This window comes from Akkermansia muciniphila ATCC BAA-835, from assembly GCF_000020225.1.
GTDB classification, from domain to species: domain Bacteria; phylum Verrucomicrobiota; class Verrucomicrobiia; order Verrucomicrobiales; family Akkermansiaceae; genus Akkermansia; species Akkermansia muciniphila.
This window is the reverse complement of the sequence record NC_010655.1, coordinates 2,345,447-2,372,136: the sequence shown is the minus strand read 5'-3', so window position 1 is coordinate 2,372,136 and position 26,690 is coordinate 2,345,447. Positions and strand designations below refer to the sequence as shown.

General features: G+C 56.6%; 22 protein-coding genes. 14 read left to right on the top strand and 8 right to left on the bottom strand.

Annotated elements, in window-relative coordinates:
- The first annotated feature begins 24 nt into the window (after nt 1-24).
- From AMUC_RS10430 to AMUC_RS10420, 3 genes are read left to right on the top strand one after another with little or no spacing between them, the layout of a single operon-like run.
- On the top strand, nt 25-741 hold the full coding sequence (locus AMUC_RS10430; RefSeq protein WP_012420981.1) for a glutamine amidotransferase: 717 nt from the start codon (nt 25-27) through the stop codon (nt 739-741).
- Nucleotides 738-1,229: a pyridoxamine 5'-phosphate oxidase family protein gene (locus AMUC_RS10425; protein WP_012420980.1), complete on the top strand. Its 492-nt coding sequence runs from the start codon at nt 738-740 to the stop codon at nt 1,227-1,229. The genes AMUC_RS10430 and AMUC_RS10425 overlap by 4 nt, the downstream gene beginning before the upstream one ends.
- An 11-nt stretch (nt 1,230-1,240) precedes the next feature.
- On the top strand, nt 1,241-1,933 hold the full coding sequence (locus tag AMUC_RS10420; RefSeq protein WP_157738284.1) for a YwaF family protein: 693 nt from the start codon (nt 1,241-1,243) through the stop codon (nt 1,931-1,933).
- A 143-nt stretch (nt 1,934-2,076) separates the two neighbouring features.
- On the opposite strand, the gene AMUC_RS10415 is transcribed toward AMUC_RS10420, so the two are convergent.
- Together AMUC_RS10415 and AMUC_RS10410 are read right to left on the bottom strand one after the other, a co-directional pair.
- Complete coding sequence (locus AMUC_RS10415; RefSeq protein ID WP_042449258.1) at nt 2,077-3,213, bottom strand: NADH:flavin oxidoreductase; 1,137 nt, start codon at nt 3,211-3,213, stop codon at nt 2,077-2,079.
- Between the two features lie 116 nt (nt 3,214-3,329).
- Nucleotides 3,330-3,947: an anthranilate synthase component II gene (locus AMUC_RS10410; protein WP_012420977.1), complete on the bottom strand. Its 618-nt coding sequence runs from the start codon at nt 3,945-3,947 to the stop codon at nt 3,330-3,332.
- Between the two features lie 30 nt (nt 3,948-3,977).
- Between AMUC_RS10410 and AMUC_RS10405 the strand changes: the two genes are divergently transcribed.
- Both AMUC_RS10405 and AMUC_RS10400 read left to right on the top strand, forming a co-directional pair.
- Entirely contained in the window at nt 3,978-4,994 is a 1,017-nt protein-coding gene (locus AMUC_RS10405) for an aminodeoxychorismate synthase component I (protein ID WP_012420976.1), read from the top strand.
- Entirely contained in the window at nt 4,984-5,589 is a 606-nt protein-coding gene (locus tag AMUC_RS10400; protein ID WP_148721763.1) for an aminotransferase class IV, read from the top strand. Before AMUC_RS10405 ends, AMUC_RS10400 begins: the two co-directional genes overlap by 11 nt.
- Nucleotides 5,590-5,696: 107 nt before the next feature.
- Here the strand turns inward: AMUC_RS10400 and AMUC_RS10395 are convergent, their stop codons facing one another.
- From AMUC_RS10395 to AMUC_RS10375, 5 genes are all read right to left on the bottom strand, one after another.
- Nucleotides 5,697-6,878 carry an AGE family epimerase/isomerase gene (locus AMUC_RS10395; protein ID WP_012420974.1) on the bottom strand — a complete coding sequence of 394 codons (1,182 nt, stop codon included), beginning with the start codon at nt 6,876-6,878 and terminating at the stop codon, nt 5,697-5,699.
- Nucleotides 6,879-6,897: 19 nt separating this feature from the next.
- The gene (locus AMUC_RS10390; RefSeq protein ID WP_012420973.1) at nt 6,898-7,815 is read right to left on the bottom strand and encodes a dihydrodipicolinate synthase family protein; all 918 of its coding nucleotides are present in this window, start codon (nt 7,813-7,815) and stop codon (nt 6,898-6,900) included.
- A 404-nt stretch (nt 7,816-8,219) separates the two neighbouring features.
- On the bottom strand, nt 8,220-9,776 hold the full coding sequence (locus tag AMUC_RS10385) for a hypothetical protein (RefSeq protein WP_012420972.1): 1,557 nt from the start codon (nt 9,774-9,776) through the stop codon (nt 8,220-8,222).
- A 12-nt stretch (nt 9,777-9,788) separates the two neighbouring features.
- Complete coding sequence (locus AMUC_RS10380; RefSeq protein ID WP_162610406.1) at nt 9,789-10,622, bottom strand: NAD(P)-dependent oxidoreductase; 834 nt, start codon at nt 10,620-10,622, stop codon at nt 9,789-9,791.
- A gap of 32 nt (nt 10,623-10,654) precedes the next feature.
- Nucleotides 10,655-13,408: a tetratricopeptide repeat protein gene (locus tag AMUC_RS10375; RefSeq protein ID WP_012420970.1), complete on the bottom strand. Its 2,754-nt coding sequence runs from the start codon at nt 13,406-13,408 to the stop codon at nt 10,655-10,657.
- Between the two features lie 116 nt (nt 13,409-13,524).
- Between AMUC_RS10375 and pepT the strand changes: the two genes are divergently transcribed.
- From pepT to AMUC_RS10350, 4 genes are all read left to right on the top strand, one after another.
- Entirely contained in the window at nt 13,525-14,778 is a 1,254-nt protein-coding gene (gene pepT / locus AMUC_RS10370) for a peptidase T (protein ID WP_012420969.1), read from the top strand.
- Between the two features lie 253 nt (nt 14,779-15,031).
- Nucleotides 15,032-16,456 (top strand): adenylosuccinate lyase, encoded by a 1,425-nt coding sequence (gene purB / locus AMUC_RS10360; protein ID WP_012420968.1) that lies wholly within the window; start codon nt 15,032-15,034, stop codon nt 16,454-16,456.
- 229 nt (nt 16,457-16,685) lie between these two features.
- Complete coding sequence (locus tag AMUC_RS10355) at nt 16,686-17,141, top strand: YbjN domain-containing protein (protein ID WP_012420967.1); 456 nt, start codon at nt 16,686-16,688, stop codon at nt 17,139-17,141.
- Between the two features lie 27 nt (nt 17,142-17,168).
- Nucleotides 17,169-18,281, top strand: coding sequence for an efflux RND transporter periplasmic adaptor subunit (locus AMUC_RS10350; RefSeq protein WP_012420966.1), 1,113 nt, complete (start codon nt 17,169-17,171; stop codon nt 18,279-18,281).
- 198 nt (nt 18,282-18,479) lie between these two features.
- On the opposite strand, the gene polA is transcribed toward AMUC_RS10350, so the two are convergent.
- Nucleotides 18,480-21,317: a DNA polymerase I gene (gene polA, locus AMUC_RS10340; protein ID WP_012420965.1), complete on the bottom strand. Its 2,838-nt coding sequence runs from the start codon at nt 21,315-21,317 to the stop codon at nt 18,480-18,482.
- A gap of 238 nt (nt 21,318-21,555) precedes the next feature.
- Here polA and AMUC_RS10335 point away from each other — a divergent pair, with 238 nt between their 5' ends.
- The 5 genes from AMUC_RS10335 to AMUC_RS10315 all read left to right on the top strand — a co-directional run bounded on the left by AMUC_RS10335 (nt 21,556) and on the right by AMUC_RS10315 (nt 26,688).
- On the top strand, nt 21,556-22,098 hold the full coding sequence (locus AMUC_RS10335) for a phosphoribosyltransferase (protein ID WP_012420964.1): 543 nt from the start codon (nt 21,556-21,558) through the stop codon (nt 22,096-22,098).
- Between the two features lie 94 nt (nt 22,099-22,192).
- Nucleotides 22,193-22,624, top strand: a complete 432-nt coding sequence (locus AMUC_RS10330) for a hypothetical protein (RefSeq protein ID WP_012420963.1) — start codon at nt 22,193-22,195, stop codon at nt 22,622-22,624.
- Nucleotides 22,625-22,953: 329 nt separating this feature from the next.
- The gene (locus tag AMUC_RS10325; RefSeq protein ID WP_012420962.1) at nt 22,954-23,553 is read left to right on the top strand and encodes a GNAT family N-acetyltransferase; all 600 of its coding nucleotides are present in this window, start codon (nt 22,954-22,956) and stop codon (nt 23,551-23,553) included.
- A gap of 254 nt (nt 23,554-23,807) precedes the next feature.
- On the top strand, nt 23,808-24,914 hold the full coding sequence (locus AMUC_RS10320; RefSeq protein WP_012420961.1) for an imelysin family protein: 1,107 nt from the start codon (nt 23,808-23,810) through the stop codon (nt 24,912-24,914).
- Nucleotides 24,915-25,035: 121 nt separating this feature from the next.
- Complete coding sequence (locus AMUC_RS10315) at nt 25,036-26,688, top strand: di-heme oxidoredictase family protein (protein WP_204223454.1); 1,653 nt, start codon at nt 25,036-25,038, stop codon at nt 26,686-26,688.
- Nucleotides 26,689-26,690: the final 2 nt, after the last annotated feature.

Sequence of the window (26,690 nt, the reverse complement as noted above, 5' to 3'; positions counted from 1 at the left end):
TGCTGAGGTTCATCCTTCGTCGCCATGAGTAGCCGTTCAGCATCCCGCACTTGCCTGGCCCTGCGCCATGTGGCTTTTGAAGATCTCGGTACGCTGGAACCTCTTTTCAGGGACAGGGGCTTCCGAACACGGTACATTCGGGCGGGCGCTCCCTGTCCTTCCGTCCGGGAATGGCTGGAGGCTGACCTGTGCGTGGTGCTGGGCGGTCCCGTAGGGGTGGGGGATACGGAATCGTATCCCTATTTGAAGACGGAACTGGATTTGGTCCGCATGCGTCTGGAAAGTCGGCAGCCTCTGCTGGGCGTATGCCTCGGAGCTCAAATGATGGCCCATGCCCTCGGCAGCCGCGTTTATCCCGGAAAGGCCAGGGAAATAGGGTGGGGAACCGTATCCCTGACGGGGGACGGGCGTTTGTCCCCTCTCCGTTATCTGGAGGGGGTGCCCGTCCTGCATTGGCATGGGGATACGTTTGATGTCCCTTCCGGAGCGCACCTGCTGGCATCCACGGAGGTAACTCCCCATCAGGCTTTTTGCATAGGGAGGCATGCCCTGGCTCTCCAGTTCCATGTGGAGGCGGATGTTTCCCGGATGGAGGAGTGGCTGACCGGCCATGCCTGTGAATTGATGCAGGCGGGGACGGATATTTGCGGACTTCGGGCGGCTTCCGTACGGAATGGCTCCCTGCTGGCCGGACGTGCCGCCCTTTGCATGAATGAATGGATGGAGGGCGCCGGCTTATGAGAAGAAAAGACAGGGAAGTGACCCGGCACGGGGATTTGATGGAAATGGTCGCCCGGTTCAAGGTGTGCCGCCTGGGACTGTGGGACGGCAGGGAGGTGTATGTAGTTCCCCTCAACTTCGGATATGAAGAAAAAAATGGTTCCCTGAGCCTGTTTTTCCACTGCGCCAGGGAAGGGAGGAAGCTGGATATCCTGCAAAACCGTCCGGAGGTTTCTTTTGAAATGGATGGGGATCATGTGTTGCTGGAGGGGGATGTCCCGTGCCGGTACAGTTACGCCTACGGCTGCGTCATGGGGCGTGGCGTCGTCGAATTTCTCCGGGAGGATGAGGAAAAGATGCATGCCTTGCGCCGCATCATGCTACACCAGACGGGCAGGGATGCGGATTTTACCCCCGGCATGGTCCGTTCCGTATGTGTTCTGCGTCTTAAGGTGGAGGCCGTCAGCGCCAAACTTCATGCGTGCCCGGAACCTCCTCCTTCCCGTTGATGGATTTTTTTATGACCGGAGAAATTGCGCCCCTGTTTGTCCGTTGGAGCCTGCCGCACTGGGCTGCCCTGGGCATCGTGGCGCTGGCAGCAGGGGGGCTCCTGTGGGGATGCCGGCGGCTCCGGATGGAGAGCCGTTTGCTTGTGGGAAAGGTTCTGGGAAGCTTTTTCCTGCTGACTTTCCTGATGGAAACATTCGGCCGCATCGTCAGAGAACATTGGGAGCCCTGGCAGGACAGGCTTCCGCTGCATTTTTGCAGTCTGATGGCTCTGGTCTGTTTTATCGCCCTGTGGTTCCGTACACCCTGGGCATGCGCCGTGGCGTATTTCGGCGTGCTGACGGCAAGCGTCCAGGGATTGATTACCCCCATGCTTCACGACGGTTTCCCCTCCGTCGCCTTTTTCGCCTTTTTCATCGGGCATGGGCTTTTATTGATTTCCGCTCTTTACCTTCCCGCCGTCCTGCAATGGCGTGCGCGGCCGTGGGATGACATGCGGGCGCTGGGTTTGTGCGACGCCTACCTGGTTTGTATTATTCCGGTGAATATCTGGCTGGATACGAATTACGGTTTTACCCGGTATGCTCCGGCAGGGACCGTACTGGAATATTTCGGGCCCGCTCCGTGGTATTTCCTGACGCTTCAGATTCCGGCACTGGCTCTTTTGCGGCTGTTGTACCTGACTGTCCGCGTCAGGAAGAAATAAAAGAATCTCCTCTGCGGGAATGATGATTGCTGAGGAAACGGGGAAAGAAGACGGCTCCTCCGTTTTGGAGCGGCCTGGCGTTTTTGCCCCTCCCGGCTTTGCGGAGTGAGTTCCCGCATCATCCTTGCGGTCAGGCAAATCCGTTATTTCAGCGTTTTCAGGTCTTCCTTCGTAAACAGGTGGATATCTTTTTCCCGCGCATGGCGTATTTTTTCCGCCCATTCCGCATCCGCCAGCAGGGCGCGGCCTACGGCAATCAGGTCAAATTCCCCTGCTTTCAGCCGTTCCACCAGAGGTTCCACACTGGCGGCCTCCGCTTCCGGCCCCCCGTCAAAGGCATTCGTAAAATCTCCCTTAAGCCCCACGGAGCCGACGGAGATCGTGGGCTTTCCGGTAAGCTTCCTGGTCCAGCCGGCCAGATTGAGGCGGGTACCTTCAAACTCCGGTTCCCAAAACCGGCGCGTGGAACAGTCAAAGATATCCACGCCCGCATCCGTCAGCGGAGCCAGAAAAGCTTCCAGTTCCATGGGGGTATACGCCAGCTTGGCGTTATAATGGACTGTTTTCCATTGGGAGAAGCGGAAGATGATGGGGAACTGGCTGCCCACTGCCTTGCGGACGGCATGGATGATGCGGCTGGCAAAACGGGTCCGGCCTACCAGGTCGCCTCCGTATTCGTCCGTGCGCCTGTTGGTCTCCTTCCAGAAAAACTGGTCAATCAGGTAGCCGTGCGCTCCATGCAGTTCCACACCGTCAAAACCCAGCCGCTTGGCGTCCGCAGCCGCCCTCGCAAAAGCATTGATAACCTCCTCAATTTTAGCGATGCTCATCGGTTCCGCCGTCTGTTCCAGCGTGTTTACGTCAATTCCGGAAGGGCCGATGGGCGGCAACTCCGGATTGGGCAGGTTTTCTCCCTTGAAGGGCCGGGCCATACCCACATGCCAGAGTTGCGGGGCTATTTTACAATCCGTGGTGTGGACGGCTTCCAGCACCTTTTTCCATCCCCGCAGGGAAGCGCCCCCGAAGAAATTGGGATAGTTGGAGGAAGGCGAGGCGCTGGGCTCGTCAATGAAAGTGCCCTCCGTGATGATGAGCCCTACTTCATGTCTGGCCCGCCTTTTGTAATAAGCGGCTACCTGGTCCGTGGGAACCCCGTTGGGAGAAAATCCCCGGGTCATGGCCGGAAGGACGATGCGGGTGGGAGTGCTGAGCTTGCGTGAGTGGAAGGGCTGGAACAGGATTTCCATGTCCCTGATCTTGAGTTCGTCCTGTGCATTCATAAAGGTGAAAAACGTTATCTCTGAAGCGGCCGGGCATGGGAACCGGAACCGCACGGGAGTGAGACACTTTCCGGTCTTGTCCCGTTCATCCCTGATGCCAGGCGGCTGGAATTGAATCATTTGATGCGCCGTTTTTCCCTGCTGCCTGCCGGAAGGGACAGGAAGTTCCGGAGCAGCGCTTCTCCGTCCGGCGTCAGGATGGATTCCGGATGGAACTGAATGCCGTAAAGGGGGAGGTGCCTGTGGCGGATGGCCTGCACGTTTTTCCCGGAATCCCTCGCCGTGACAATCAGCTCCGCCGGCCAGGGAAAAGCGGCAAGGCGCCAGGAATGGTAAAGCGCGGCAGGAAATTGCTCCGGCAATCCTTCCAGGAGGGGACACTGCTCCGTCCTGCATATGACTTCCCGCGCTCCGTGAAGGGGGCGGGAAAGGTGTTCCAGACGGGCTCCGAAGCGCACGCCCAGGATCTGATGCCCCAGGCATACGCCCAGCACCGGGGTAAAGCGGGGCAGGCGGTCCAGAAGACGGAAGGTGGCCCGGTGGCAGGCATCCTCCACCGTTCCCGGACCGGGAGACAGGATAAGCTTTTCCCCCGCCTGAACCGCCTGTTCCAGTTCCGGGGATTCATTGGAAACCACGCGCGGAACGGCCATTCCCGTCATTCTGACGAGTTCCGCAAGATTCCAGGTGAAGGAATCCCGGTGGTCGATGATCCAGACGTTCGGTTGACTCATGGCGCGCACATGATAGAGTAATTCCCGACAATGTACACACGGGAACAGACCATCAGCCGCATGAATGCCCTGGGCCGTGCGGAGTGTCCGTTCTTTTTTGTCATCTCCCATGATATGGGCCATAACCTGCTGTTTGAACCTTCGGAAACGGAGGGGGAGCGCATGGCTGCTTTTTCCCTGCCGCTGGGCACGATGGGAAATCAGGACGGCGGCCCTCCGCTTCCGGAACGGCTGCGGTTCATTCCATCCCCCCATCCCGTGTCCCGGTATGCGGCATCCTTCGCCTCCGTCCGGAACCATCTGATGAGGGGGGATTCCTACCTGCTGAATTTATGCGTGTCCACCCCCGTGGAAACCAACCTGACGCTGCGCCATCTGTTCCGGTTTGCCCGCGCGCCTTACCGGATGCTGCTGGGGCCGGACGCGCGGATTTCCGGAGTGCACGGCCGCGGCTGCGTCTGCTTTTCTCCGGAACCGTTTGTCACGGTGCGCGGCCGCTCCATTTCCACGTTTCCCATGAAGGGAACGGTTCCGTCCGCTACGCAGGAAGCGCGCCGCTGGCTGGAAACGGATGAAAAGGAGAATAGGGAATCCGCCACCATTGTGGATCTGATGCGCAATGATCTTTCCATGGTGGCAACCGGCGTGAGGGTGAAGCGTTACCGCTATATCAGCCCTGTAGAAACGTCCAAAGGGCCTATTCTTCAATGCAGTTCCGAGATTTCCGGGCTGTTGCCGGAAAACTGGCGTTCCCGCCTGGGGGAAATCCTTCTGAAGCTGCTTCCTGCCGGGAGCGTGACCGGAGCGCCCAAGGAAGCCACCTGCCGGGCCATCGCGGAAGCGGAGGATATGGAGAGGGGGTTTTATACCGGAATTTTCGGCTTTTTCAACGGGCGGGATTTGGATTCCGCCGTCTCCATCCGCTTCATGGAGGAGGATGAACGGGGAATGGTATACAAGAGCGGTGGAGGAATTACCGTCATGAGCCGGATGGAAGAGGAATACCAGGAAGCTGTTGCCAAAGTTTATGTGCCGTTTGATTTTTGAAACCGTTAAATGGGAGAATGGCGCTCCCTGTCTGCTTCCCTGGCACCAGCGGAGGATGGAGGCCGCCATCGGCGTTCATGGTTCGGACGGAGCTTCCGTCCCCGATCTGGCTTCCGTTCTTTCGGACTGTCCCGGCCCGGAGGGCCGTGGTGTTTACAAATGCCATATCACGTATGATACGCGGGGAAGGGTGCGCCGCACCTCCTTTGAGCCCTACCGTCCCCGGCAGGTGAAGACGCTGACGTGTGTGGAAATGCCCGGGCTGGATTACTCATGCAAGTGGGAGGATCGGACAGGGCTTCTGGCGGCAGGGGCGGCGTTGGGCTGTGACGAAGAAGCGCTGATTCTCCGGAACGGGATGGTGACGGATACGCGGTACAGCAACGTGGTGTTCGGGGACGGGTCTTTCTGGGTTACTCCGGAAACTTTCCTGCTCCCGGGAACCAAGCGCGCCTTCCTGCTGTCCCGCGGAGACATTCAGGAATGTTCCGTAAGAGCGGAAGATATAGGCAAATTCCGCTTCTGTTCCCTGATTAATTCCATGCTGGATCCCGGCGATGTGGTGGTGCGGACGGAGGATATTATCCTGTGTTGAGGGTGGAAAACGGATAGATTGTTTTATCCGGAACCCTCTGAATTTTGGTATTGAGGGCATAAAAAAGCGGCCGTTCCATGGATATGGAATGACCGCCTGACGCCTTCTTAAATGGCGCCGCAGTAGTGGGCGCAGCACCACATGGCGCGGGGATGGTGGAAGAAGGATTTCCAGAGGCTCCCCTTGAGGGTGTTAGCCCTGGAACCGTCCTTGTTCAGATAGCCGAACCAGTCGCCATGCTGAACGTCCTGGAAGTGGGAGAAAGCCCAGTTGCGCACCATGTCGTGACGGATGGCATAGCGTTCTTCCCCTGTGAGCTTGTAGGCGAGCGTCATGGCGATGAGCGCTTCATCATGCGGCCACCAGAACTTCATGTTGTGCCAGTATTCCTGAACGGGCTTGTTGTACACGTCCGTGTAGTACAGCATGCCGCCGTTTTCCTTGTCCCAGCCGCGGGCGAATGCCCAGTCGATCATGTCGCAGCCCACCTTGATGAGTTCGGGGTCATTGCCGCGATGGCGGGCTTCTTCCAGCACGAACCACCCACCCTCCGTAGTGTGGCCGGGGTTCAGGGTGCGTTCGTCGAAGTGGTCGATGATGGAACCGTCCGTTCCCACCACTTCCATGACTGCCTGGATGTCAGGTTTCATGAACAGGGTGCGGAGGTCGTTGATGCAGCGGTCTGTCCAGCCGGTATAGAAGCCGTCGTCATCTTCCAGGTACTTGCGCATTTCCTGAGCTGTGTTCAGGGTAATCATGCGGGTGCCCAGACCGGTCGTAGGGCGTTCCCCGGTGAATTTGGGAACCATTTTGCCGGGAGTGAAGCAGTTGTCCGTGAAGATGTCGAACCAGTGGCGGGCTTCACGGGCGGAATCCCGGCTGCCGGTCGCCCTGGCGTGCGCTGCAAAGGCGATGGCGGCGAAAGATTCGCTGTAGGCGTAGCGGCGTTTGCGGATGGGGGTGCCGTCGGCAGCCACATGAAAGAACATGCGGCCGTCCGCCGGGTCAACGCACTTGGTTTTCAGGAATTCCAAGGCGCTTTCCGCCCATTTGAGCCAGTCCGTATTCTTTTCGATGCTGTTGTACATTGTCAGCAGCATCCATGCCATGCGGCCCTGGGCCCAGACGGATTTGTCGGAGTCCACCAGCGTGCCGTCTGCGTCAAAGCAGTGGTAAAGACCACCGTTTTTTTCGTCGTAGGCGCGGGGGAACCAGAACGGCAGAACGTCTTCCAGAAGCTGGCGGCGGTAGAACTTGCCCAAAGAGGGCATATCAAGAGTTGCAGCCATGTCAGTCAGGTTCCGGGGTTCAGTTTAAAGCCCACTGGAAGAAGCCGATGCCTTCCAGTTCGGAACGGAGTTCCTTCAGCTGATCTGCGGTCGGGTTGCCCTGCGGAAGTCGGGCGGGGCCAAGATCGACGCCCAGCCAGCCCATCAGAGCCTTGGCGCAGCCCATATAGCCCTTGGAGGCCAGGATATTGATCATCTGAACGGATTTCCACTGGCAGTCGCGCGCCGTTTCCACATCGCCTTCCGCAAAGGCTTTCATGAGTTTCTGGTACAGGGCCGGAGCAAAGTTGAAGGAGCTCCCCACAGCGCCCTTGGCCCCCACGGAAAGGGCGCCCGTAAACCATTCGTCCACACCCCAGGGAATATCCACGGTCTCGTCGTAATTCAGCGTGGTCTGGTACAGGGCCAGATCCGGATTGGTGAATTTGATGCCTGCGAAATTTGGAATCTGTTCCTTGGCCAGCCTGATGAAATCCACCGGATTGAAGCGTACGCCCGTCAGCACGGGGATATCGTAGTAATAATAGGGCAGGTCGGGAGCGCCGGAGGCGGCGAAGGCGCAGCATTCCACCAGGCGCTGAACAGTGCCGGGCTTGTAGTAGGACGGGGCCAGGGAACTGGTGGCCACGAATCCGCATTCCTGGGCAAAAGAGGCCAGTTCCCGGGCGTCCCAGACGCTGTTGGAACCGGTATGGGCGATAACTTCCACGCCATGCTTGGCGGAGGCTTCCTTCCAGGCAGAATAGATTTCCTTGCGTTCTTCAAGCTGCATGGAGGAGGATTCCCCGGTGCTGCCGGTAATGAAAGCAAGCTTGATGCCCTGGGAGGCAAGCAACTTGGCCTGGGCGTCAACGCTGGAAGGGTTCAGGGAACCGTCCGCCTTGAACGGAGTGTGTACGGCGGCCACCAGGCCGTGGAGTTTCAATGACGTGTCCATATTATGTAGTGATATGAAAATAATTCGGGGTGATGATTGCAAATCATCTTGGGAAAGACAATCCCTGAATCTTTCTGAATAAAAAAAGACCACATAAAAAAATGCGCGTTTCTGCGGCGGGGATGAGCGCTGATGCAGAGAATGATTCAAAACGCTGACGGACAGTCTATTGGTTCATGACGTGATGCATGGTTTCTGCCGGTGATTTGGCATGTTCCGGCAAGCAATTCTCTTCATAGCACCAGATTTCCGCACCATCCGGCTTCCGGGGAGAACTCATCGGCATTTTGTGATGCCGTGAAGATAGAACATTGCACGGCACAGGAAGCCGTTTTTTTAGAAGTGCGGCGCTCTTGATGGGGACGGCAGGATGGTTCCGCCGCAGAACGCCTTTCCTTAATTCCTTAATCCTTCCCATGCAGGGAGGGCACGGGAGCCCTGGCCGGGAGGGTGTACAGTTTTTCAATGTCGTCCAAGTAGCGGGAAACAGGGGTATTGGCCGGCTGTTCCTGTTCCCGGAGGATTTTCACGGCTGCCGCGTAGGAAGCGAATGTCTTGCCGGTTCCGGACCGCGTGTTGATTTCATACCAGTCCATATAGTCCCGGACGCGGCGGGCGGTTTTCATGGAAAGGTTTCTTATTTCCCGAAGCTGGCTGATTTTGGGGACGGCTTCCCGGCTGTTGACTTTCCCTGTTTGCATCAGGGCCACCAGCTTGGCATATTCTACAATGACGGGCCGGTATGAAGGAAAGGAACGCCTGCTGAGGTTGAGCAGGCTGCCAGCCACGTTGGAAAGCTGCCTGTTCAGATCCGGCAGGGAACGGGCCTGTTCCAGGTCATCCAGGGGAAATGTGACGGTGGTGCGGGTATCCGGATCATACTTGACCAGGGTAAGGGCTTCCTGGAGATGACGTTCCGTTTCCGTAATCGTGAGAGTTTCCGTCAGGGGAGGCGTCGCCATGCGGGAAAGCTGAAGCGTCCACCATTTATGGAGGGAAGTGGGGGTCAGGCTGAGCTGCGGAAAATGGCGTTTGATGAGGTTTCTGGGATCGTCATTGCCCAGAATAGCCTGGTCCAGAAGCTGTTTCATCCCTTCCGGACCGTTTTCCTGGTTCAGCAGGCAAAGCACCAGGGCTCCACAGGAAGTTTGATAGGCCGCGTAAGAGGTCGCATCCAGTTCCTTTTCCGGTTCCCGGCAATTCAGGATTTCTTCCGGAGTCATAATTCCGGACTGCTGGAACAGGGTGGAATACATGGCACGGTCAGCTTCATTATTGTGCCACAGAACAGCCTGTTCCAACCCGGCAATCAGCCAGGGGGGCAGCGTGACGTTGTCCGGCAGGCCTTCCGGGTCCACTGTGCGCAGCATCATTTCATAAAGCAGGGTGGAGACGATGGCGCGGCGCAGGCTGTCCTGGTTGATGCCGTGGCCCAGATGAATGAAAATGCTATAGGAGAGGGTATTGCCTACAATGACGGTTTGCATGCGGACGGGGTTGGCCGGAACGGGGCTTCCCGGCTCTCCTACCAGGCGGATGTTGATGCCGTTTTTCCATTCGTCAGGCTGCTTGAGGACTTTTAGCAGCGCGGTGCGTATGGCATCCGCCCGGGTGGCGATGGCCCCGGCCAGCAGGGAGTCCATCCCGGTGACGTGGAATTGCTTGGAGGTGGAAACGCTGGTGAACGGCTGCCTTTTGGCGGGCTGTTCCTCCGCTCCGGCGGCGGTCCTTGCCGAAGGTGAAGGGGGAACGACGGGGTTTACATTGGAACTGCCCTGCAATACTGGACGGTCCGAGGCGTCATCAATAAAATCCGCATCCTGGACGGATGCTGATTCTTCTTCCGTCTGCCGCACTTCCGCGGAAGAATCATTGCCAGGCTCCTTTCGTTCCTGTCCCCGGCCGGCAGGGAGCAGAAGAAGAGCCGTCAACAGAAAGACGCATGTTCCCCTGAATTTCATCAACGGAAAAAGTTAGTCGAATTGTTCCGCCAGACAGCTGAAATCCTCTTCCGCGCGACCTTCCCGGCACAGCCTCCCCATGATGGAGGAAACCAGGGCGGCAACAGGCGGGTGGATTCCTTTTTCTGCGGCAAGTTCCTGAGCGTAAATACTGTCTTTCCTCATGTTGTCCAGGGAGAAATGGGTGGAAAAGTCACGCTTTGCCATCAGGGGCAGTTTAAATGCAGCCAGAGGGGAGGCGATGACGTTCCGGGAAATGGCCTGGCCCAGCATTTCCGGGGAAATGCCGTACGCCTGGGAGATGGCCAGGGCTTCGCCCAAACTCTGCACCATGGTGGCGGAGACCATGTTGGTGACCAGTTTGACGACGGTGCCGGCTCCGATGCCGCCCAGGTGCAGGATGTCCCGGGAACTGTGCTCCAGCACGGGGCGTATGCGGTCCAGTGTGGTGGAATCCGTGCCAACGTAGTAAACCAGTTCCCCTTTTTCCGCGGGCAAACGGGAGCCGGTGAACGGGCAATCCACATACGTGCAGCCGATGGCGGAACTCATCAGGGAGAGTTTGCCGACGGTCGCCAGGTCAATGGTTGAATGGTTCAGAATGATATGCTCCGGTGTCAGAGCCCCTCTCATTTGTTCAAACACTTCCAGACAGGCATTCCTGTCTTTCAGGTAGAGCTGGATAACTTTGGAAGCGCGTGCCGCATCCGCCGGGGTAGGAACCGCTTCCGGAAAATCTTCCCGCGGAGTTCTGTTCCAGACGGTGACCTTGTCGCCCATTCCGGCCATATGGCGTGCAATCCGTGAGCCAATGAGGCCCAGTCCTAAAATGGAAACGTGATACATGGCTTTATTTAGTGGGAAAGGGAAGAATTCCATCAGGAACCGATTCGGAAACGGCTTTTCCTGCGCGGAGGTTCCTGCTTTTCCGGCTTGGGCGTTTCCGTTGCGGCAGTTGCGGCTTCTGCCGGAGGTTGTGCGGATGCCGCCGCAGGGGCAGTTTCCCTCATTTGGGCTGCCAGAGAGATGGGTTCGGTTTCCGGACGGTGGCTGACGACGACCTGTTTGGGACCGGCGGACGGCTTTTCCTGCGCATTCGGATCCTCCGCCACATGAGCAGGCACTTCATTGGCGTCGTGGGGAATGGCAGACGGATCGCTTATTGCCGCGGCCAGCTGGGGGCCGTCCTCTTTTGCGGCGGAGGCGGGATTCTGGTCCGCAGCCTGTTTTTTGCGGGGAAGGGTGGTGGTTCCGGTAATGGCAAGCTCCAGGTCGGAATCCGGCAAGCCTCCGCAGCGGATGGCTGCATCATAGCTTTTGCGTGCCTGCGCCGTGCGGCCCAGCCGGGAATAGGTCCAGGCCAGGTTGAAGTGCGCGTCCGGTGATTCCGGCTGGATTTTCAGGGCGTTTTCAAAGTGGGCCACCGCTTTTTCATAGTTCCCGGCGCTGGTTTCCAGGTTGCCCAGGTAAAGCAGGGCGGGAGCGTTGGCCGGATCCAGCCTGACCGTTTCCGTCAGGGAGGCGATGGCGTGGTGGTCTTCCCCGGCGCGGTATTGGGCCACCCCCATCATGAACCATGCGGGGGAGGAGGAGGCGTCCAGTTCCGTGGCTTTTTTCAGAAATTTGATGGCTTCCTCCGCCTTGTTGCGCTGAAGCAGAATGGTCCCCAGATTGACCAGGGCCGGAACGTGAGCCGGCTGGAAGTCCAGCAAAGTCCGGTACAGCTGTTCTGCGGCGGCATAGCGTTTTTTGGCGAAGGCTTCTGCGGCGCCTTGCCCCAGGGCTTCCGCCTCCAGCTTCCGGCGTACCGTGGCTTCCATGCTCCGGTTCAGCGCTTTTTCCTGGTCCGGAGTAATGGTTCCGGCGGAGATGGCGGCCAGGCGGGCCTGTTCGGCGGAACGGCTTTTCAGTTCTTCCATCTGCCGGGTGAGTTCCTCCACCTGAATGTTTTTCTGTTCCAGGGCCTTCTGGGCCCGCGCCAGGGCTTCCGCCTGTTTCTTGTCGTTTCTGGCGGATTTGTCCGCTTTGGTCTTCATCTGGCTGCGCGCCAGTTCCAAATCCCGAGCAAGCTGGGCGGCCTTGCCGCGTTCCGCAGAGAGGGCCTGTGCCAGCTTGTTGATTTTTTCCTTCTGCTGATCCGTCAGGGGAACATTGATATTGTTATCCCTGGCAATGGCGTTGACAATTTGTTTTTCCGCAGGAGTGAGCTTGATGGCTTCTTCATTGTCCATCAGGGAGGCTATTTCCGCCGTGTCCGGATTTTCCTGATGCAGCCGCTTATAAGTGCTGATGAGCAGGGAGCGGCTCTGGTCCTGCACGGAAAGTATGCGGAGCTGCTTGGCGATGGTGGAGCGCAGCAGCTGGTTTTCTTCCAGAAGAAGCGGGCTTTTTTCCGGATTGGCCTCCAGCTTGGACAGTTCCACATCCGCATTGATGAGCTTGGTATTCAACTCTGTGATGCGTTTGCGGTAGCCGATGTTTTCATCCCGGATGGCAATCAGTTTCTGTTTCAGGTCTGCGGATTCCTCACGCGCCTCTTCCAACGCTTTCAGGTTGGCTTTCCGCTGTTCTTCGGAATCGGATTTGGCTGTTTCCAGAGCGGCGATTTTGTCCTGGGCATCCTTGAGCTGGGCCGCCAGCGTCAGGTTGCGGTCCAACAGGTTTTTTGTTTTGTCCGGGCTGTTGAGCTCCACCAGGGCCGCCAATTGGTCCCGGTCTTTCTGAAGGGCGTTTTTCTCATCCGTCACTTTGTCCAGCTTGTCCTGGTACTCCTTGAGCTGCAGCTGAAGATCGGCGATCTGCGCCAGATAACGGGCTTTGTCCTGGCTGAGGGAGGTGACATTTTGTTCCAGTTCCTCCACTCTCCTGGTGAGAGTCTGAATAAGCTTGTTGCTGGTCTTTCTTTCATCCTCCATCTGCTTTTTGACCTTGAGCAATTCATCTCGGTAAACGGATTCTCCGGCGGATGCCACGGCCAGTTTTGCCAGAATCTCCTCCTGCTCCCGGCGGGTGCGCTTGAGAGCCTGGATCAGAGCATTGTTCTCCATGGTGGTTTTATCCAGCAGTCTGCGGATGCGTTCGTAATTGCTCTCCACCACTTCCGGAGCCGCCCCGGGAGAAACGGAAGGGGACGGGATGGTATTGATCAGGGATTCTCCGGGACGGGTAGGGAATTCCACGCCCTTGTAGCCGGGAGGGAGGGCTATGTTGGGTTTTGGCCTGGGGCGCTTCGGCACGGAGGCCGGGCGTTCCAGCTCCAGGCCGGATGAAGAAGAGGCGGCGGCCTGCTGCTGGGCCAGCTTCTGCCACTGGTCCAGATTTTCCCTGTTGAGCTGGCGGCGCGTTTGCAGCAGGTTGGGGCGCCATTGGGGATAAGACTTAGCCAGGCGTCCGAACTTGTCTTCCGCCTGCTGTGTCAGGCGGATGGCTCCTATATAATCCCGTTTTTCCACCAGTCCTGCGGCTTGGGTCACCAGCCTCAACGCCTCCAGGTACATGTCCGTTGGATCCTGCTTTGTCCCGGCGGTGGCGGGCATGGGGCCGGGCATATACGACCCCTGGGCCAGAAGGGGCATGGAGCCGCAGGTCAGGGACAAAGCAAGGGTAATGCCAAGGGGGAGAGGAGTCATCATGGGGAGAAGCTTTGTTTACATACGGCACACCGTCCTGAATCGCAAGAATAAACCGTGTCTTGTGCTTGTGTTCGCGGGGGCGGGTGGTAGACTCTTGCCAATCCTTGATTTTTCCCATGAACATCTCCGTTTTAGACCGTTTTTTGAAGTATGTCTCCGTGGGCTCTCAGTCGGACGCGGATTCCGCCACCGTGCCATCCACCCCCGGCCAGACGGAGCTGGCCCGGCTGTTGGCCGGGGAATTGAAGGACATGGGAGCGCAGGCGGAACTGGATGATGATTCCGGAATTGTTTACGCCTCCATCCCTTCCAACGTGGAGGGGAATGTTCCCGTCATCGGCTGGGTGGCCCATGTGGATACGGCTCCGGGAGTCTCCGGCAGCGGAGTGAAGCCCCGCATCGTGCGCTCGTACGACGGCGGAGACATCCTGCTCAATCCGGAACAGGGAATGGTGCTTTCCCCCGCCGTTTTTCCCGAACTGACGGATTATTTGGGCCAGGACCTGGTCGTGACGGATGGAACTACCCTGCTTGGCGCGGACGACAAGGCCGGTGTGGCGGAAATCATGGATATGGCAGCCTCCTTCCTGCTGAACCCCGAACGGCCTCACGGCGAGATACGGATCGCCTTCACGCCGGATGAGGAAATAGGACGCGGAACGGATGCCTTTGACGTGGCGCGATTTGGTGCGGATTTCGCCTATACCGTGGACGGAGGCGCCCTGGGGGAAATTGAATACGAAAATTTCAATGCGGCTTCCGCAGTGGTGACGGTGCAGGGCTCTTCCATTCATCCCGGAAGCGCCAAGGGCAGGATGTTGAATGCCTGCCTGGTTCTCATGGAATTCCAGGGAATGCTGCCCGCGTTCCAGAATCCCGCTTTTACGGAAGGGTACGAGGGCTTTTATCATTTGGATTCACTCCGGGGAGATGTGGAACGGGCGGCTGCGGAGTACCTCATCAGGGATCATGACAGGGAGGCCTTTGAGCGCAAGAAGGAATTCATGCAGGAATGTGCGGCCCTGCTGAACCGTAAATACGGGGAGGGGACGGTAAAGGCGGAAATTACGGATTCCTATTACAACATGAAGGAAAAGATACTTCCGCACATGCACCTGGTGGAACATGCCCGCAGGGCCATGGAAGCCGTGGGAGTGAGGCCGGAAATCGTCCCTGTGCGCGGAGGCACGGACGGAGCCCACCTCTCCTTCATGGGGCTGCCGTGCCCCAACCTGTGCGCCGGAGGCCACAACTTCCATGGAAAGTATGAATACGTCCCCGTCCGTTCCCTGGAAAAAATTTCCGCCATCCTTCAGGAAATCGTCTCCGGTTATGCCCGGTACGGCCTGGAGCCGCCGCCAAGGGAATGAGGGAACATGGCGGTAAGCGGAGGTGTTGCGATTCCGTTATTCGGGAATAAGAATTTTTGCCTGTTCTTGAAATTTTTATTGGCGGGGAGGCGCAATGCCGGATCAGGGGCATGGAAGGGAGGCTTTGCCGGCCGGCGGAATTCCCCGGCGTCCCTAATCCGTGAAGCTGCGGGAAAGTGCTTGCTTTTTTCCCTTCCGTCATGATCATGGCGGCTCACCGTTTTTGATAACCCCCGCATATACACATTTTGATATGAGCGTGATTCCCAATGTCCTGGCTGAAAGGTACGCCTCCGCCGCCATGAAATCCATCTGGTCCGCAGAGGGCCGCATCATTCTGGAACGCGAATTCTGGATTGCCGTGATGAAAGCCCAGAAGGATCTGGGGCTGGATATTCCGGACGGGGTGATTGAGGCCTATGAACGGGTGAAAGACCAGGTGAACCTTCCCTCCATTGACGCACGCGAACGCGTGACGCGCCACGATGTGAAGGCGCGCATAGAAGAATTTTGCGAGCTGGCCGGATGCGAGCATATCCATAAGGGAATGACCTCCCGGGACCTGACGGAAAATGTGGAACAGCTCCAGATTTGGAAGTCCATGCAAATCATCCGGGACAAGGCCGTGGCCGTGTTGAACCGCATGAGCGCCCTGGCTGAACAGTGGAAGCACGTGACCATTGCCGGACGCACGCACAATGTAGCCGCGCAGACCACAACCATGGGCAAGCGTGTCGCCATGTTCGGGGAAGACATCGTGCACGGCCTGGGGGCCTGGATTTCCCTCATGGACCGTTACAGCGTGCGTGGACTGAAGGGCGCCGTTGGAACCCAGCTTGACCAGCTTTCCCTCTTCGGGCAGGATGCCGTCCGCGTGCTGGAACTGGAAGACCGCGTGTGCGCCCACCTGGGCATCCCTGCCAAGTGGATGAATGTGGGGCAGGTATATCCGCGTTCTCTGGACTTTTCCGTGGTTTCCGGGCTGGTGGAACTCACCTCCGGCTGCTCCTCCTTCGCCAAGACCCTGCGCCTGATGGCCGGCCATGAACTGGCCACGGAGGGGTTCGCCAAGGGGCAGACTGGCTCCAGCGCCATGCCGCACAAGATGAACGCCCGCTCCTGCGAGCGCGTCAACGGCTTCCACGTCATTTTGAAAGGCTTCCTGATGATGATTTCCGGGCTGGCCGGGGATCAGTGGAATGAAGGGGACGTTTCCTGCTCCGTGGTGCGCCGCGTAGTCATGCCTGATTCCTTTTACGCTGCGGACGGCCTGTTTGAAACCTTCCTGACCGTGTTGAACCAGATGGGCGTGTATGAGGCCGTGGTGGCTGCGGAATTGCGCCGCTACCTGCCTTTCCTGATGACAACCACCATACTGATGGAGGCCGTCAAGCGCGGCATTGGCCGGGAGACCGCCCATGAGGTGATCAAGGAACATGCCGTGGCTGTCTCCAATGACCTGCGCGCCGGGAAAATCATGGAAAACAATTTGCTGGACCGCCTGGCGGAAGACGGGCGCCTGGGAATAGACCGGGCGGACCTTCAGCGCATTTTTGATTCCAATTCCTCCGCTACGGGCATGGCTGACGCCCAGGTGGAAGCATTCCGCTCCATGGTGAAGGAAGTGACGGACAGGTTTCCGGACGGGGCGGGCTACCAGCCCGGGGATATCCTGTAAAAAGAACCTCGGAAAGAAGCCGGAACTCCCGGCGCACGCGTTTTTTCCAGACGCCGCCCTTTCGGACGGCGTCTGTATTTTTTATGCCGTCCGCATACGTGTTTTTTCAATTTCTTTACGTCAGGAGAGCTTGACGAATCAGAAGGATGCCAGTAAGCTTGAATTCAGTAAACGGGCGCGTACGTTGCATGCGCCTTTGCAAGCAACCCCCTGTTAAACAATTTTCAATATGGAAAACCAGCATCTCAGCCTTTTGGACCGTGTGTACACCGTTCTCAGAAAGAGAGGGGAAGAAACGGAATGGATTACTTCCGCTGATGACCACAACATTAAGACAGGCATCGCATTCGTCCCCTGTGATACGTTCACCCCGGTGAGCCTCCTGTACACCATGATTGAACGTCCGGAGACGCTGGTCATTGACGTGCTTTTTGCCGCCAAGGTTCCTGAAAACCGCCGTGTGGAAATCAGCATTATCCTCAGCGAACTGAACGCGGACCAGACGGCCGGCGCCTTTCAGCTGGACCCCAACAGCGGGTATGTTTATTACCGTCAGTCCTTCGTTCTGGAAGGCATGGACCTCACGGAAGCCCAGTTTGCCCAGTTGATGAAGAATATTGAAACCGTGGCTGTGGAAACGGCGGAGGCCTATTCTCACATCATGGAGACGGAATATCCCAAATAACGGGACGCGTTTCCCCCGGAACTGTTGATGAGCGAGGCCCCTCAAAAAAAGGGAACGTCCTGGTCCATAGGCATCGGCCTGGGGATTGTGGCGCTTCTGATAGGCACGGCTATTGTAACGGAGCCGTCCGTCTCTTTTTCCTCTTCCGGAAACAGGGGCTGCGCGCCCGCAGGAACGGAGACACCCCTCCGGCTGCAGACGAACACTCTTTCCATTTCCGCGCCCGGCATCGTAAAGGCCTCCTACCTGACGATGCTTTCTCCCAGCGTTTCCGGAAAGGTGGACAAAGTGCATCCCCTGTTTAATGTGGGGGAAATTGTCCTGAAGGGAACCCCCCTGATGGAATTGGAAAAATTTGAATACCGCGCCCGACTGGCGAACGCTCAGGCGGAACTGGAACAGGCCCGCCTGGATGTTTCTACGGAGCAGGCGGAAGCCCTGAAAGCCATCAAAAAGACATACAGCTCCGTCTCCAAAAGCGGAAAGGAATCCGAACTGGTGCTCCGGGTTCCGCAGCGCAGAGCCGTAAACGCCAGGCTGAACGCCGCGGAGGCGTATGTGGCGGAAGCAGAACAGGCCCTCCGGGATACGGTGCTGGAAGCTCCCTATACCTGCCAGGTGGTGGAATGCTCTGTGGGAGCCGGTGCCCGCGTGGTCGCCGGGCAGCCGGTGGGGAAAGTAATTCCTCTTCAGGAGCGGATGATACGGATTCCCGTTCCGCTGGAAGAATTTTCCGCATTGCCCAGGGATGAGCAGGGCAAGGTGAATACGGCTCTGACCGCCTCTTGCGTGCTGAATAATGGAAAACGGCTGCAGTGGTTGGGCCGCGTTACGGCGGTGGATGCGGCGCTGGATTCCAAAAGCAATTCCGCCGTGTTGATTGCCTCCCTGGAGCCGAATGCCTCCCATGTTTCCGAGTGGCAAGTGGCTCCCGTCAACATGGCTCTTCAAGTAGCCATCAATGTTCAAGTTCCCGTTTCCGCGTGGATTCCCGCTTCCGCCGTCAGGGACGGCAGCTCCATCCAGGTAAAAACGCCGTCAGGAATGCAGGAACGCAAGGTGCAGGTAGTGGCGTTAAAAGACGGCAGAGCCCTGGTGACCGTTCCGGAATTCCAGGCAGGGGACGCTCTGATTCTTTAATTCATTTTTTCAAAGGGATATCCTTTCCCACCCATTTTTCTGCCGCGGGGGGAATCATTCTTTTCAAAAATTTCCCGCTGGAGGGATAACTCGTCCACAAACTGGAACCCGATACGGCCGGAAGGGAAAATACGGCATCGGGAAGGCGCGGGAATTCTGGAATGCGGAACGCGTGGGAGTCTTTTGAAAAAATATTTTTTAATGGGCTTCCAGCCAATTGCCTCCCGTCCTGGCTTCCACCAGAATGGGAACGCCGTTGGGCAGGGGCAGCGCGCTGACCATGGCTTCCTCTATCTTGGGAATGAGATCCAACTCATCCCTGTGCAGGTCCACCAGCAATTCATCATGAATCTGGAGGATAAGCCGGGATCTGGTGCCTTTCAGCAATTTATCCACATGAATCATGGCTATTTTAATCATATCCGCCGCCGTGCCCTGGATGGGGGTGTTGATGGCAGTACGTTCCGCAGCGGATTTAATGGTCTTGTTGGCGGAATTGATTTCCGGAATCATCCTCCGTCGCCCCAATAGCGTTTCCGCGTAACCGGCTTGTTCCGCTTTGTGAACCAGGTCTTCCATGAAGGATTTAACTACGGGGAACTGGGTAAAATAGTTTTCAATCAAAGTGGCGGCTTCTCCGCGGGGGCAGCCCAGCCTCTGGGAGAGACCGAAGGCGGAAATGCCGTAAATAATGCCGAAATTCACCGTTTTGGCCGCACGGCGCATAACGGCGTCCACCTGGTCGCGGGGAATGCCGTACACACGGGCGGCCGTTTCCGTATGGATGTCCCGTCCTTCCCTGAATGCTCCGCACATGGCGGGATCTCCTGAAAGAGCCGCCATGATGCGCAGTTCAATCTGGGAATAATCCGCAGACAGCATGGTGTATTTCTCTGAGGCGGGGACAAAGGCGGTGCGGATCAGGCGCCCCTGTTCCGTCCTTACCGGAATATTTTGAAGATTGGGATCCTGGGAGGCAAGCCTCCCGGTTGCGGTCAGCATCTGGTGGAATTGGGTATGGATGCGTCCGTCCCGCGGGCAGATATACTTGGGCAGCGCATCCAGATATGTGCTCTTCAGCTTCATATTCTCCCGGTAGGCCAGGATATCCGCTATAATGGGATGCTGGGGGGCCAGAGCGGAAAGGGTGTCTTCATCCGTCACGAACTGGCCCGTCTTCGTCTTCTTGGGCTTCTTCACCAGCTCCAGTTCTCCGAACAGGAAATCTCCGAGCTGCTTGGGGGAATTCAGATTCAGGGGATGGCCTGCGGCTTCTTCAATTCTTTCCCGCAGGCCGTCAATGATGGCTCCTACCTTGACGGAAGCCTTTTCCAGGGATTCCGGAAGCACGCGGATACCGGAAAACTCCATGTCCGCCAGCACGGGAAGCAGGGGCAATTCCACGGTACGGAACAGTTTTTCCATGCCGCTCTCCTTGACCTGCCTTTTCAGGACGGCGGAAAGCTGGAGGGTGATATCCGCATCCTCCGCCGAATATTTGCCCATTACTTCCACGGGAACGCCGCTGGTGTCCAGTTCCCGTTTTTTTGCTCCCGGAGCGGCAATGTCCTTCAGTTTAATCGTGGAATATTGCAGCAAATTTTCCGCCAGAACGTCCATTCCGTGCTTCATGCCTGGAGCGATCAGGGCATGAGCCAGCAACGTATCGAAAAAGGGGCCTTTGACATGAATGCCGTTGGCTCGCAAAACCTCCAGGTCAAATTTCAGGTGATGCCCTATCTTCTCTGCGGGGCCTTCCAGGAGCGGCCTGACCGCTTCCAGATCCGCCGGACCGGAGACAGGCATGTACCATGCCTTGTGCGGTTCAGCGCAAAAGGAGACGCCCAGCAGGTTGTCCATGAGGGGGTTCAGGCCCGTCGTTTCCGTGTCGAAGCACCAGGAATCATACTTTTCCAGCTCGGCTGCCATGGAGGAACGGGCTTCCGGCGTATCTGCAATAATATATTCGTGCCTGAAATCATCTACCGTTTTCAAATGGCGTTCCTCAAATAAATCCATTTGTCCCGAACCGTTCTGCCGTGCTCCCGACACAGGGGCGGAGGGTTCCGCCGACAGAGGTTGTTCCGTCCGGGGGGCGGGAGCAAACAAATCGTCCGCCGGGAGGGGGGCTTTTCTGGGCTCCGGCGCTTTTTTCCCGAACAGCTTGGCCTGCATGGACCGGAATTCCAACTCCTGGAGAAGGGCCTGCAGTTCTTCCGGACTGGGTTCTCTTTTAACCAATTCAGGCAGGGTCACCGTCAGGGGAACGTTCCGGTCAATGGTGGCCAGTTGCTTGGAAAGGGTTGCCATGGCCCCGTTTTCCTCCACAATCTGTTTGCGCTTCCCTTTCAGTTTATCCGTATTAGACAGCAGGTTTTCCACGGAGCCGAACTCTCCGATCAGCAGCTTAGCCGTCTTTTCCCCCACGCCGGGAAGCCCCGGAATATTGTCGGAGCTGTCGCCCATCAGGGCCAGAATATCAACTACCTGGTCCGCACGTTCAATGCCCCATTGCTCCTTGAGCTTTGCCAGGTCAATCACTTCGTGGTCATTGCCCCTTTTGCCGGGTTTCCACAGAAAGCAGGTGGAGGAAATAAGCTGGCCCAGGTCCTTGTCCTGGGAAACCATGTAGGTCTGGAATCCCTCCGTACCGTCCGCGATGCGTGCCAGCGTGCCTATCGTATCGTCCGCCTCATAGCCCTCATAGCGCAGAATGGGAATATTCATGGCCTCCAGCAATCTGAAAATCAGGGGCATTTGGTCGCTCAACTCTTCCGGCATGGATTCCCGGTTGGCTTTATAGGCAGGGTAAAGCTTATGGCGCGCCGTGGGAGCGGAAGTGTCGAAACAGGCCGCGATGTGCGTGGGGCGTTCGTGCTCCAGAATGCCCAGCAGCGTATTGGCGAAGCCGTACACGGCGGAAGTATTGACTCCCTTGGAATTGCGGATAGGATTGGAGAAAAAGGCGAAGTGGGCTCTGTAAGCCAGGGCCATTCCATCCAGAATAAAAAGGCGCTTGGAAGGGGAATCAGTCATTTCTGCCTTACTTTACCATGCGGTCCGGCGGGAAGCCACCGTTAAATGCGCCTCCGCATTCTCTGCCGACCGGGGCGGAGAAACAATCTTGAGAGCGCTTTTTTGATGCCTCCTGACTATGAAGACCAGTCCTGCTTCTTGTAAAATTTGCTGGAGCCCGGCCGGGAATGTTTTGTCTCCGTTCATTCTCCTTTAAGGATTGATTTTCTTACAGGAAACATTATCATGCCCCGTTTCCATGACTTACACCATCACTCCTTTGATTGCAGAGGATGCCATCTGCGCGCGCGTCAGGGAACTGGCCGCATCCATTGACAGGGCCATGGCAGGAAAACCCTATATTTTATTGCTGCTGCTGAACGGCGCTCTTCCTTTCGCTGCGATGTTGGAGAAGCATTTGAAATCCCGGCCTGCGGTGAAAGCCGTCAAGATTTCCAGTTATGCCGGAATGAGAAATTCCGGTTCCGTGGCGTGGGAGGGGGATTGCGGGGATTTCCAGCCCGATGTGCCTGTTCTGGTGGTGGATGACGTTCTGGATACGGGCGCTACGCTGGATGAAGTTTGCCGGGAATTGAAAAGAAGAGGGGCGAAGGAAGTCCTCACTGCTGTAGCCGTGGACAAGCACTGTTGCCGGAAAGTGCCTTTTGAGGCTGATTACGTGGCTTTTACGCAGGGAAACGATTTCCTGGTGGGGTTTGGAATGGACCTGGATGGGAATTACCGGGAACTCCCGTACATTGGGAAAGTGGTCATGGCTGACACAGTTGAGAATTCAGATTGAACAACCTGTTGAAAAAAAGTGTCCAAAACAATTGGAGCGGCAGAATTATCCGCCGTCCTGCTTAACAAGGGAAACCGGAAAGGAGAACCAAGACATGAAAATCAACAGGGCAAGACAACAGGAAAGCGTGGCCGTTTTCGGCCGCGAAACATCTCTTATACGGGATGTTCTGGACAATCTGGAACTGGAACATGCGCTGACGTGGCTGTTGGAGGCCATCAGCCAACACCAGTCCGGAAAAATGGGCGGGGAACCGTGGCACCTGTACCAGACCACGCTGTTCGCCATGTATGTGGACTATGACAACGGCAAAGTGCGCCTGTCCGCCGCGCTGGCATGCCACGATGCAGATCTGGAAATGTCCTTGAAGGATTTTGTGGAGATATTGAGCCGTGAAGCCATCAAGGAGGCGGCCCCTCTTCATTATACCCCTGGGAGTTCCGGCAAATGCATCCACCGCTACCGCAATCCGTATTTTAAACGCAGGCGGCGGGACCGGGAACCGGACATTGGTTTTTACTCCTGAGACGGATTTCTCCGCGAAGTGACATCCTATCCTTTCCAAAAGGCCGGGTTCTCTATGGACTCCGGCCTTTTTTCACTTTTTCGGGAGGGCTTTCCATAAATGGACACGGGGAACCGGACAAGGTAAAAAATGCGGTTTTTACTCTGCTTTTGAAATGAATATTGACCCCGTTTCTTCCCGTTCATGAACGGGAACGGCGGAAAACATGCGGCGGATGATATTTCCCGGAAATGGCGGGTACTTGGGCGGCCTCAAATTGACAATCGCTTGTGAAATATTAGAATGATCGGCAGCGCTTCCGGCTCAGGGGCCCAGCACGGTCAACCGAAATGAAAAGCAGCAGAATCAGAATTGCAACGAGGCGGGATGCGGCCAAGCTGCTGGAAATTTACGCTCCGTATGTGGAAAAGACAGCTGTCACGTTTGAATATGAAGTGCCTGCAGTGACGGAGTTTGAAAAAAGAATAGATCACGTACTGGGAAAATACCCCTATTTGGTTGCGGAAAGGGCAGGGGATATTTCCGGTTATGCCTATGCAGGAGTGTTCAAGGACCGCGCAGCGTATCGCTGGGCTGTGGAAACGACGGTATACGTGCGGGAAGACATGAAAAAAATGGGAACGGGAAGGGAACTGTATGCAGCTCTGGAAAAGATTCTCTCCATGCAGAATATTTTGAATTTAAACGCGTGCATTGCTTATCCCTGTGAAGCTGAGGACCCCTATCTTACACGGGACAGCGTCCAGTTCCATAAACGTTTGGGGTATCAATTTGCAGGGAAATTTCATCGGTGCGGATACAAATTCGGCCGTTGGTACCATATGATCTGGATGGAGAAGTTTCTCGGAGGCCATACGGAAAATCCGCCCGCAGTGGAATCTTTTGGCGAGGTAAGGAGCCTTGTCGCGGAGAAATTCGGAATTTGGTGAAAGGCGGCTCCTGGGCGCATTCGGAAACAGAAAATATTTCCGAATCAATAACATGCCGATGTTCCGGCATGCGGCCACAAGAGGGGTTTTTTGTTGCAAAGTTAGTTTAAACTAATTTTTAATTGACATCGTTTGGCCGGATTATTATTTTCCGCTCCGGCGGGAAAAAATGGCGGATATGCCATGAAATCCTGCCGGATTGGAGGATGCCTCCCTGAGGAGGATACGGATGTTTTCATTATCAATAAAAAACCATGAACGCATACAAACGCATGTTGCTGGCCGGCTTTTGCGCCGGAAGTACAATCCTGGCTTTCGGTAGCCAGGCTCAGGCGGCCAAGGCCGCTTCCCCCAAGGTGGACAAAACGAGCGCGGCGATTGCCGCCTACGCGGATGAGCTTGTCATTCCCACCTACAAGACGATGAGTGATAACGCTCTCAAATTCGCCAAGGCCGCTAAAGAGCTGAAGGCTGCTCCTACCGATGCCAAGGTTGCTGAAGCAGGGAAGCTTCTTCTTGAAACGCGCGTGCCGTGGGAACTTTCAGAATCCTTCCTCTTTGGTCCGGCTGCTTTCGCCAACCTTGACCCGAAGCTGGACTCCTGGCCCCTGGATACCACGAACCTTGACGCCGTCGCCAAAAACGCGGACAGCAAGAGCGTAACGATTGACGCCGCCTACGTCCGCAATTCCCTCGGCGCGGAAACGCGCGGTTTCCATGCTGCCGAATACCTCTTGTTCCGAGATGGGCAACCCCGCAAGGCCGCCGATCTGACGCCCGGACAGCTTTCCTACCTTGCCGCTGTGGCCGAGGTGATTGCAGAGGATGCCATCACGCTTGAAGCCTGGTGGGCGGGTTCTGACAAGATCAGCGAAGAGAAGGCCAAGATTCTTGAAGAAGCTGAAATAGAACCCGGCAAGTCCTATGCGGGGGAATTCAAAAAAGCTGGCCAGGCAGGCAGCCGCTACGAGTCAAACTCTGAAGTGCTTGATGAAATCATCGGCGGCAGCAAGGACATTATTGACGAAATAGCCGATTCAAAGGTGGGCAAGCCCTACGAAACGGCTGACGCCGCCGACTGTGAATCCCTTTACAGCTACACTTCTCTGGTGGACTCCCGCCACAACGTACAGAGCGTAGAAAAATCCTACAATGCGATTTCCCCTCTCGTAGCCGCCAAGTCCGCGAAGGTTGGCCAGGCTGTGAAAGGTTCTATCGCCAAGGTATTCAAGAGCCTCGACGCCATACAGGGCCCCCTGGTGAAAAACCTCGACAAAAAGGAGCAGCTCAAGGCAATCATCGACAGTTGCAAGGAACTTTCCGAAAACCTCGACAAGGTTCAGGAACTTCTTGTGAAGTAATTTAACACGCATTGCCCAGGGTCGGAAAGACCCTGGGCTGCAATATCCATATTGTCGGCCGGCTGACGGAGACATGTACCACGGGCCGTATTTCTGGAAAGCCTGCCAATCATCAATGCACATGGAGTATCGACAATTTGCAAAACCTGCGGCTGTCCTGGTGCTCGGAGCGGGAGCGGCCGCCTGGGCAATAGTGAATTCCGGAGGTTCTGGGGATGCGGCTCCTGAACAATCTTTTATCCCGGACACGGCAAGGAATGCCGGCGTTTTGGGACATCCCCGTATTTCCGGACGCGCACTGATTAATCCGGCCCAGGGGAGTGCATCAAAATTTGACAATATCAAAGCCGAATACATGACAGCTTCATGCGTGAGCTGCCATGTAAACCGCGGCCGTGATTTCACGCCCCCCGTCCTCAGGACGAAAGAAGGCGAGCCCGGGCCGGCTTACTATCTGGGCGGTGAAAAGGGAACGGTGTTTAATGCCACCAGTAAAGCGTTTGAGCAGGAATCGCCGGCAATTACTGAAGCCGGCCTGACGAATCGTTTCAAGGCGGGCGAAATTATTTTTGAAGGGAACTTCGTACCCGTGAAGCGCAATCGCTTCGGCGGTCTCGGCCCCACTTACATTAAGTCATCCTGTCTGGCCTGCCACCCCGGTTATGGCCGCGGACAGCGCACCGGCAATTTTGACAGGCAGTACGGCAACGGTTATCTGGCCTTTGTACATAATCCCGATGGCACCCCAGTTAAGGGGTACACGGGCATGCTGCAGACGAAAGCGGTTCCTCCTTTTGTGCCTTATGCCAAGGGGGTGAAAATAGAATGGCATGATTTTGTTGACCAGTACGGAAACAAATACCCGGACGGAACGCCCTACAATGCGGGCAAGCCGACGGAAGGCACGTTGACTTATCCCACGGCAGATGTGATTGAGCCGTTGCTTCCGCTTCCGGCCGATTACCGCGTGTCAATCGAATCAACAATCGGCATTTACGGAACGGGGCTGCTTGATGCCATCCGTGACGAGGATATTATTGCCGAATACAGGCGCCAGCAGAGCATGACAGGCCCGGTGAAGGGGATTCCTGGCAAATGGATTGACGAGCCCGACGGTACCCGGCGCCTCGGAAAGTTCACGTGGGACTGCTCGCGCGCCACACTGGAAAACGGTCCTGGCGCCAATGCGCTTTGGAACGTGACGAATGTAACGCGCAAGAACCGTCCGAACATCTACATGACGCCCGAATGGCTCGAAAAACAGAAGGAACTTGGCATTGATGTAAGCGGTCTTGAAGGCCCGCAGGAAGAGGAACTCTCAATGCAGCAGTATGAAGATTTCATGGTCTGGCATCGCGGGCTAGCCGTGCCTGCCGCCCGCAACCTGGACAAGCCTGACGTGCGCCGCGGACAGGAACTCTTCAATAAACTGGGGTGTGCCGGTTGCCACAAGCCTGAATGGACAACGGGGGAATATAAGCCGCTTCCCGGTTATGCAAACCAGACCATCCGCCCCTATACGGATATGCTGCGTCACGATATGGGGGAAATCAACCGCGGACGTTCTCGTTTCTGGCGTACGCCGCCCCTCTGGGGAAGGGGGCTGATGCACAAAACCGCCAATCATACAGATATGTTCCATGACCTGCGCGCCCGCGACTTTGAAGAGGCTATCCTGTGGCATTTCGGTGAAAGCGAATTCTCCCGTGAAATGTTCCGCCATCTCTCCGCCGAAGAGCGCGGCCAACTGATTCAATTCCTGAAAGCACTTTAAAA

Coding starts and splice junctions, on each gene's coding strand:
- AMUC_RS10430 (WP_012420981.1), top strand. CDS start 25: ATGAGTAGCCGTTCAGCATCCCGCACTTGCCTGGCCCTGCGCCATGTG.
- AMUC_RS10425 (WP_012420980.1), top strand. CDS start 738: ATGAGAAGAAAAGACAGGGAAGTGACCCGGCACGGGGATTTGATGGAA.
- AMUC_RS10420 (WP_157738284.1), top strand. CDS start 1,241: ATGACCGGAGAAATTGCGCCCCTGTTTGTCCGTTGGAGCCTGCCGCAC.
- AMUC_RS10415 (WP_042449258.1), bottom strand. CDS start 3,213: ATGAATGCACAGGACGAACTCAAGATCAGGGACATGGAAATCCTGTTC.
- AMUC_RS10410 (WP_012420977.1), bottom strand. CDS start 3,947: ATGAGTCAACCGAACGTCTGGATCATCGACCACCGGGATTCCTTCACC.
- AMUC_RS10405 (WP_012420976.1), top strand. CDS start 3,978: ATGTACACACGGGAACAGACCATCAGCCGCATGAATGCCCTGGGCCGT.
- AMUC_RS10395 (WP_012420974.1), bottom strand. CDS start 6,878: ATGGCTGCAACTCTTGATATGCCCTCTTTGGGCAAGTTCTACCGCCGC.
- AMUC_RS10390 (WP_012420973.1), bottom strand. CDS start 7,815: ATGGACACGTCATTGAAACTCCACGGCCTGGTGGCCGCCGTACACACT.
- AMUC_RS10385 (WP_012420972.1), bottom strand. CDS start 9,776: ATGAAATTCAGGGGAACATGCGTCTTTCTGTTGACGGCTCTTCTTCTG.
- AMUC_RS10380 (WP_162610406.1), bottom strand. CDS start 10,622: ATGTATCACGTTTCCATTTTAGGACTGGGCCTCATTGGCTCACGGATT.
- AMUC_RS10375 (WP_012420970.1), bottom strand. CDS start 13,408: ATGATGACTCCTCTCCCCCTTGGCATTACCCTTGCTTTGTCCCTGACC.
- pepT (WP_012420969.1), top strand. CDS start 13,525: ATGAACATCTCCGTTTTAGACCGTTTTTTGAAGTATGTCTCCGTGGGC.
- purB (WP_012420968.1), top strand. CDS start 15,032: ATGAGCGTGATTCCCAATGTCCTGGCTGAAAGGTACGCCTCCGCCGCC.
- AMUC_RS10355 (WP_012420967.1), top strand. CDS start 16,686: ATGGAAAACCAGCATCTCAGCCTTTTGGACCGTGTGTACACCGTTCTC.
- AMUC_RS10350 (WP_012420966.1), top strand. CDS start 17,169: ATGAGCGAGGCCCCTCAAAAAAAGGGAACGTCCTGGTCCATAGGCATC.
- polA (WP_012420965.1), bottom strand. CDS start 21,317: ATGACTGATTCCCCTTCCAAGCGCCTTTTTATTCTGGATGGAATGGCC.
- AMUC_RS10335 (WP_012420964.1), top strand. CDS start 21,556: ATGACTTACACCATCACTCCTTTGATTGCAGAGGATGCCATCTGCGCG.
- AMUC_RS10330 (WP_012420963.1), top strand. CDS start 22,193: ATGAAAATCAACAGGGCAAGACAACAGGAAAGCGTGGCCGTTTTCGGC.
- AMUC_RS10325 (WP_012420962.1), top strand. CDS start 22,954: ATGAAAAGCAGCAGAATCAGAATTGCAACGAGGCGGGATGCGGCCAAG.
- AMUC_RS10320 (WP_012420961.1), top strand. CDS start 23,808: ATGAACGCATACAAACGCATGTTGCTGGCCGGCTTTTGCGCCGGAAGT.
- AMUC_RS10315 (WP_204223454.1), top strand. CDS start 25,036: ATGGAGTATCGACAATTTGCAAAACCTGCGGCTGTCCTGGTGCTCGGA.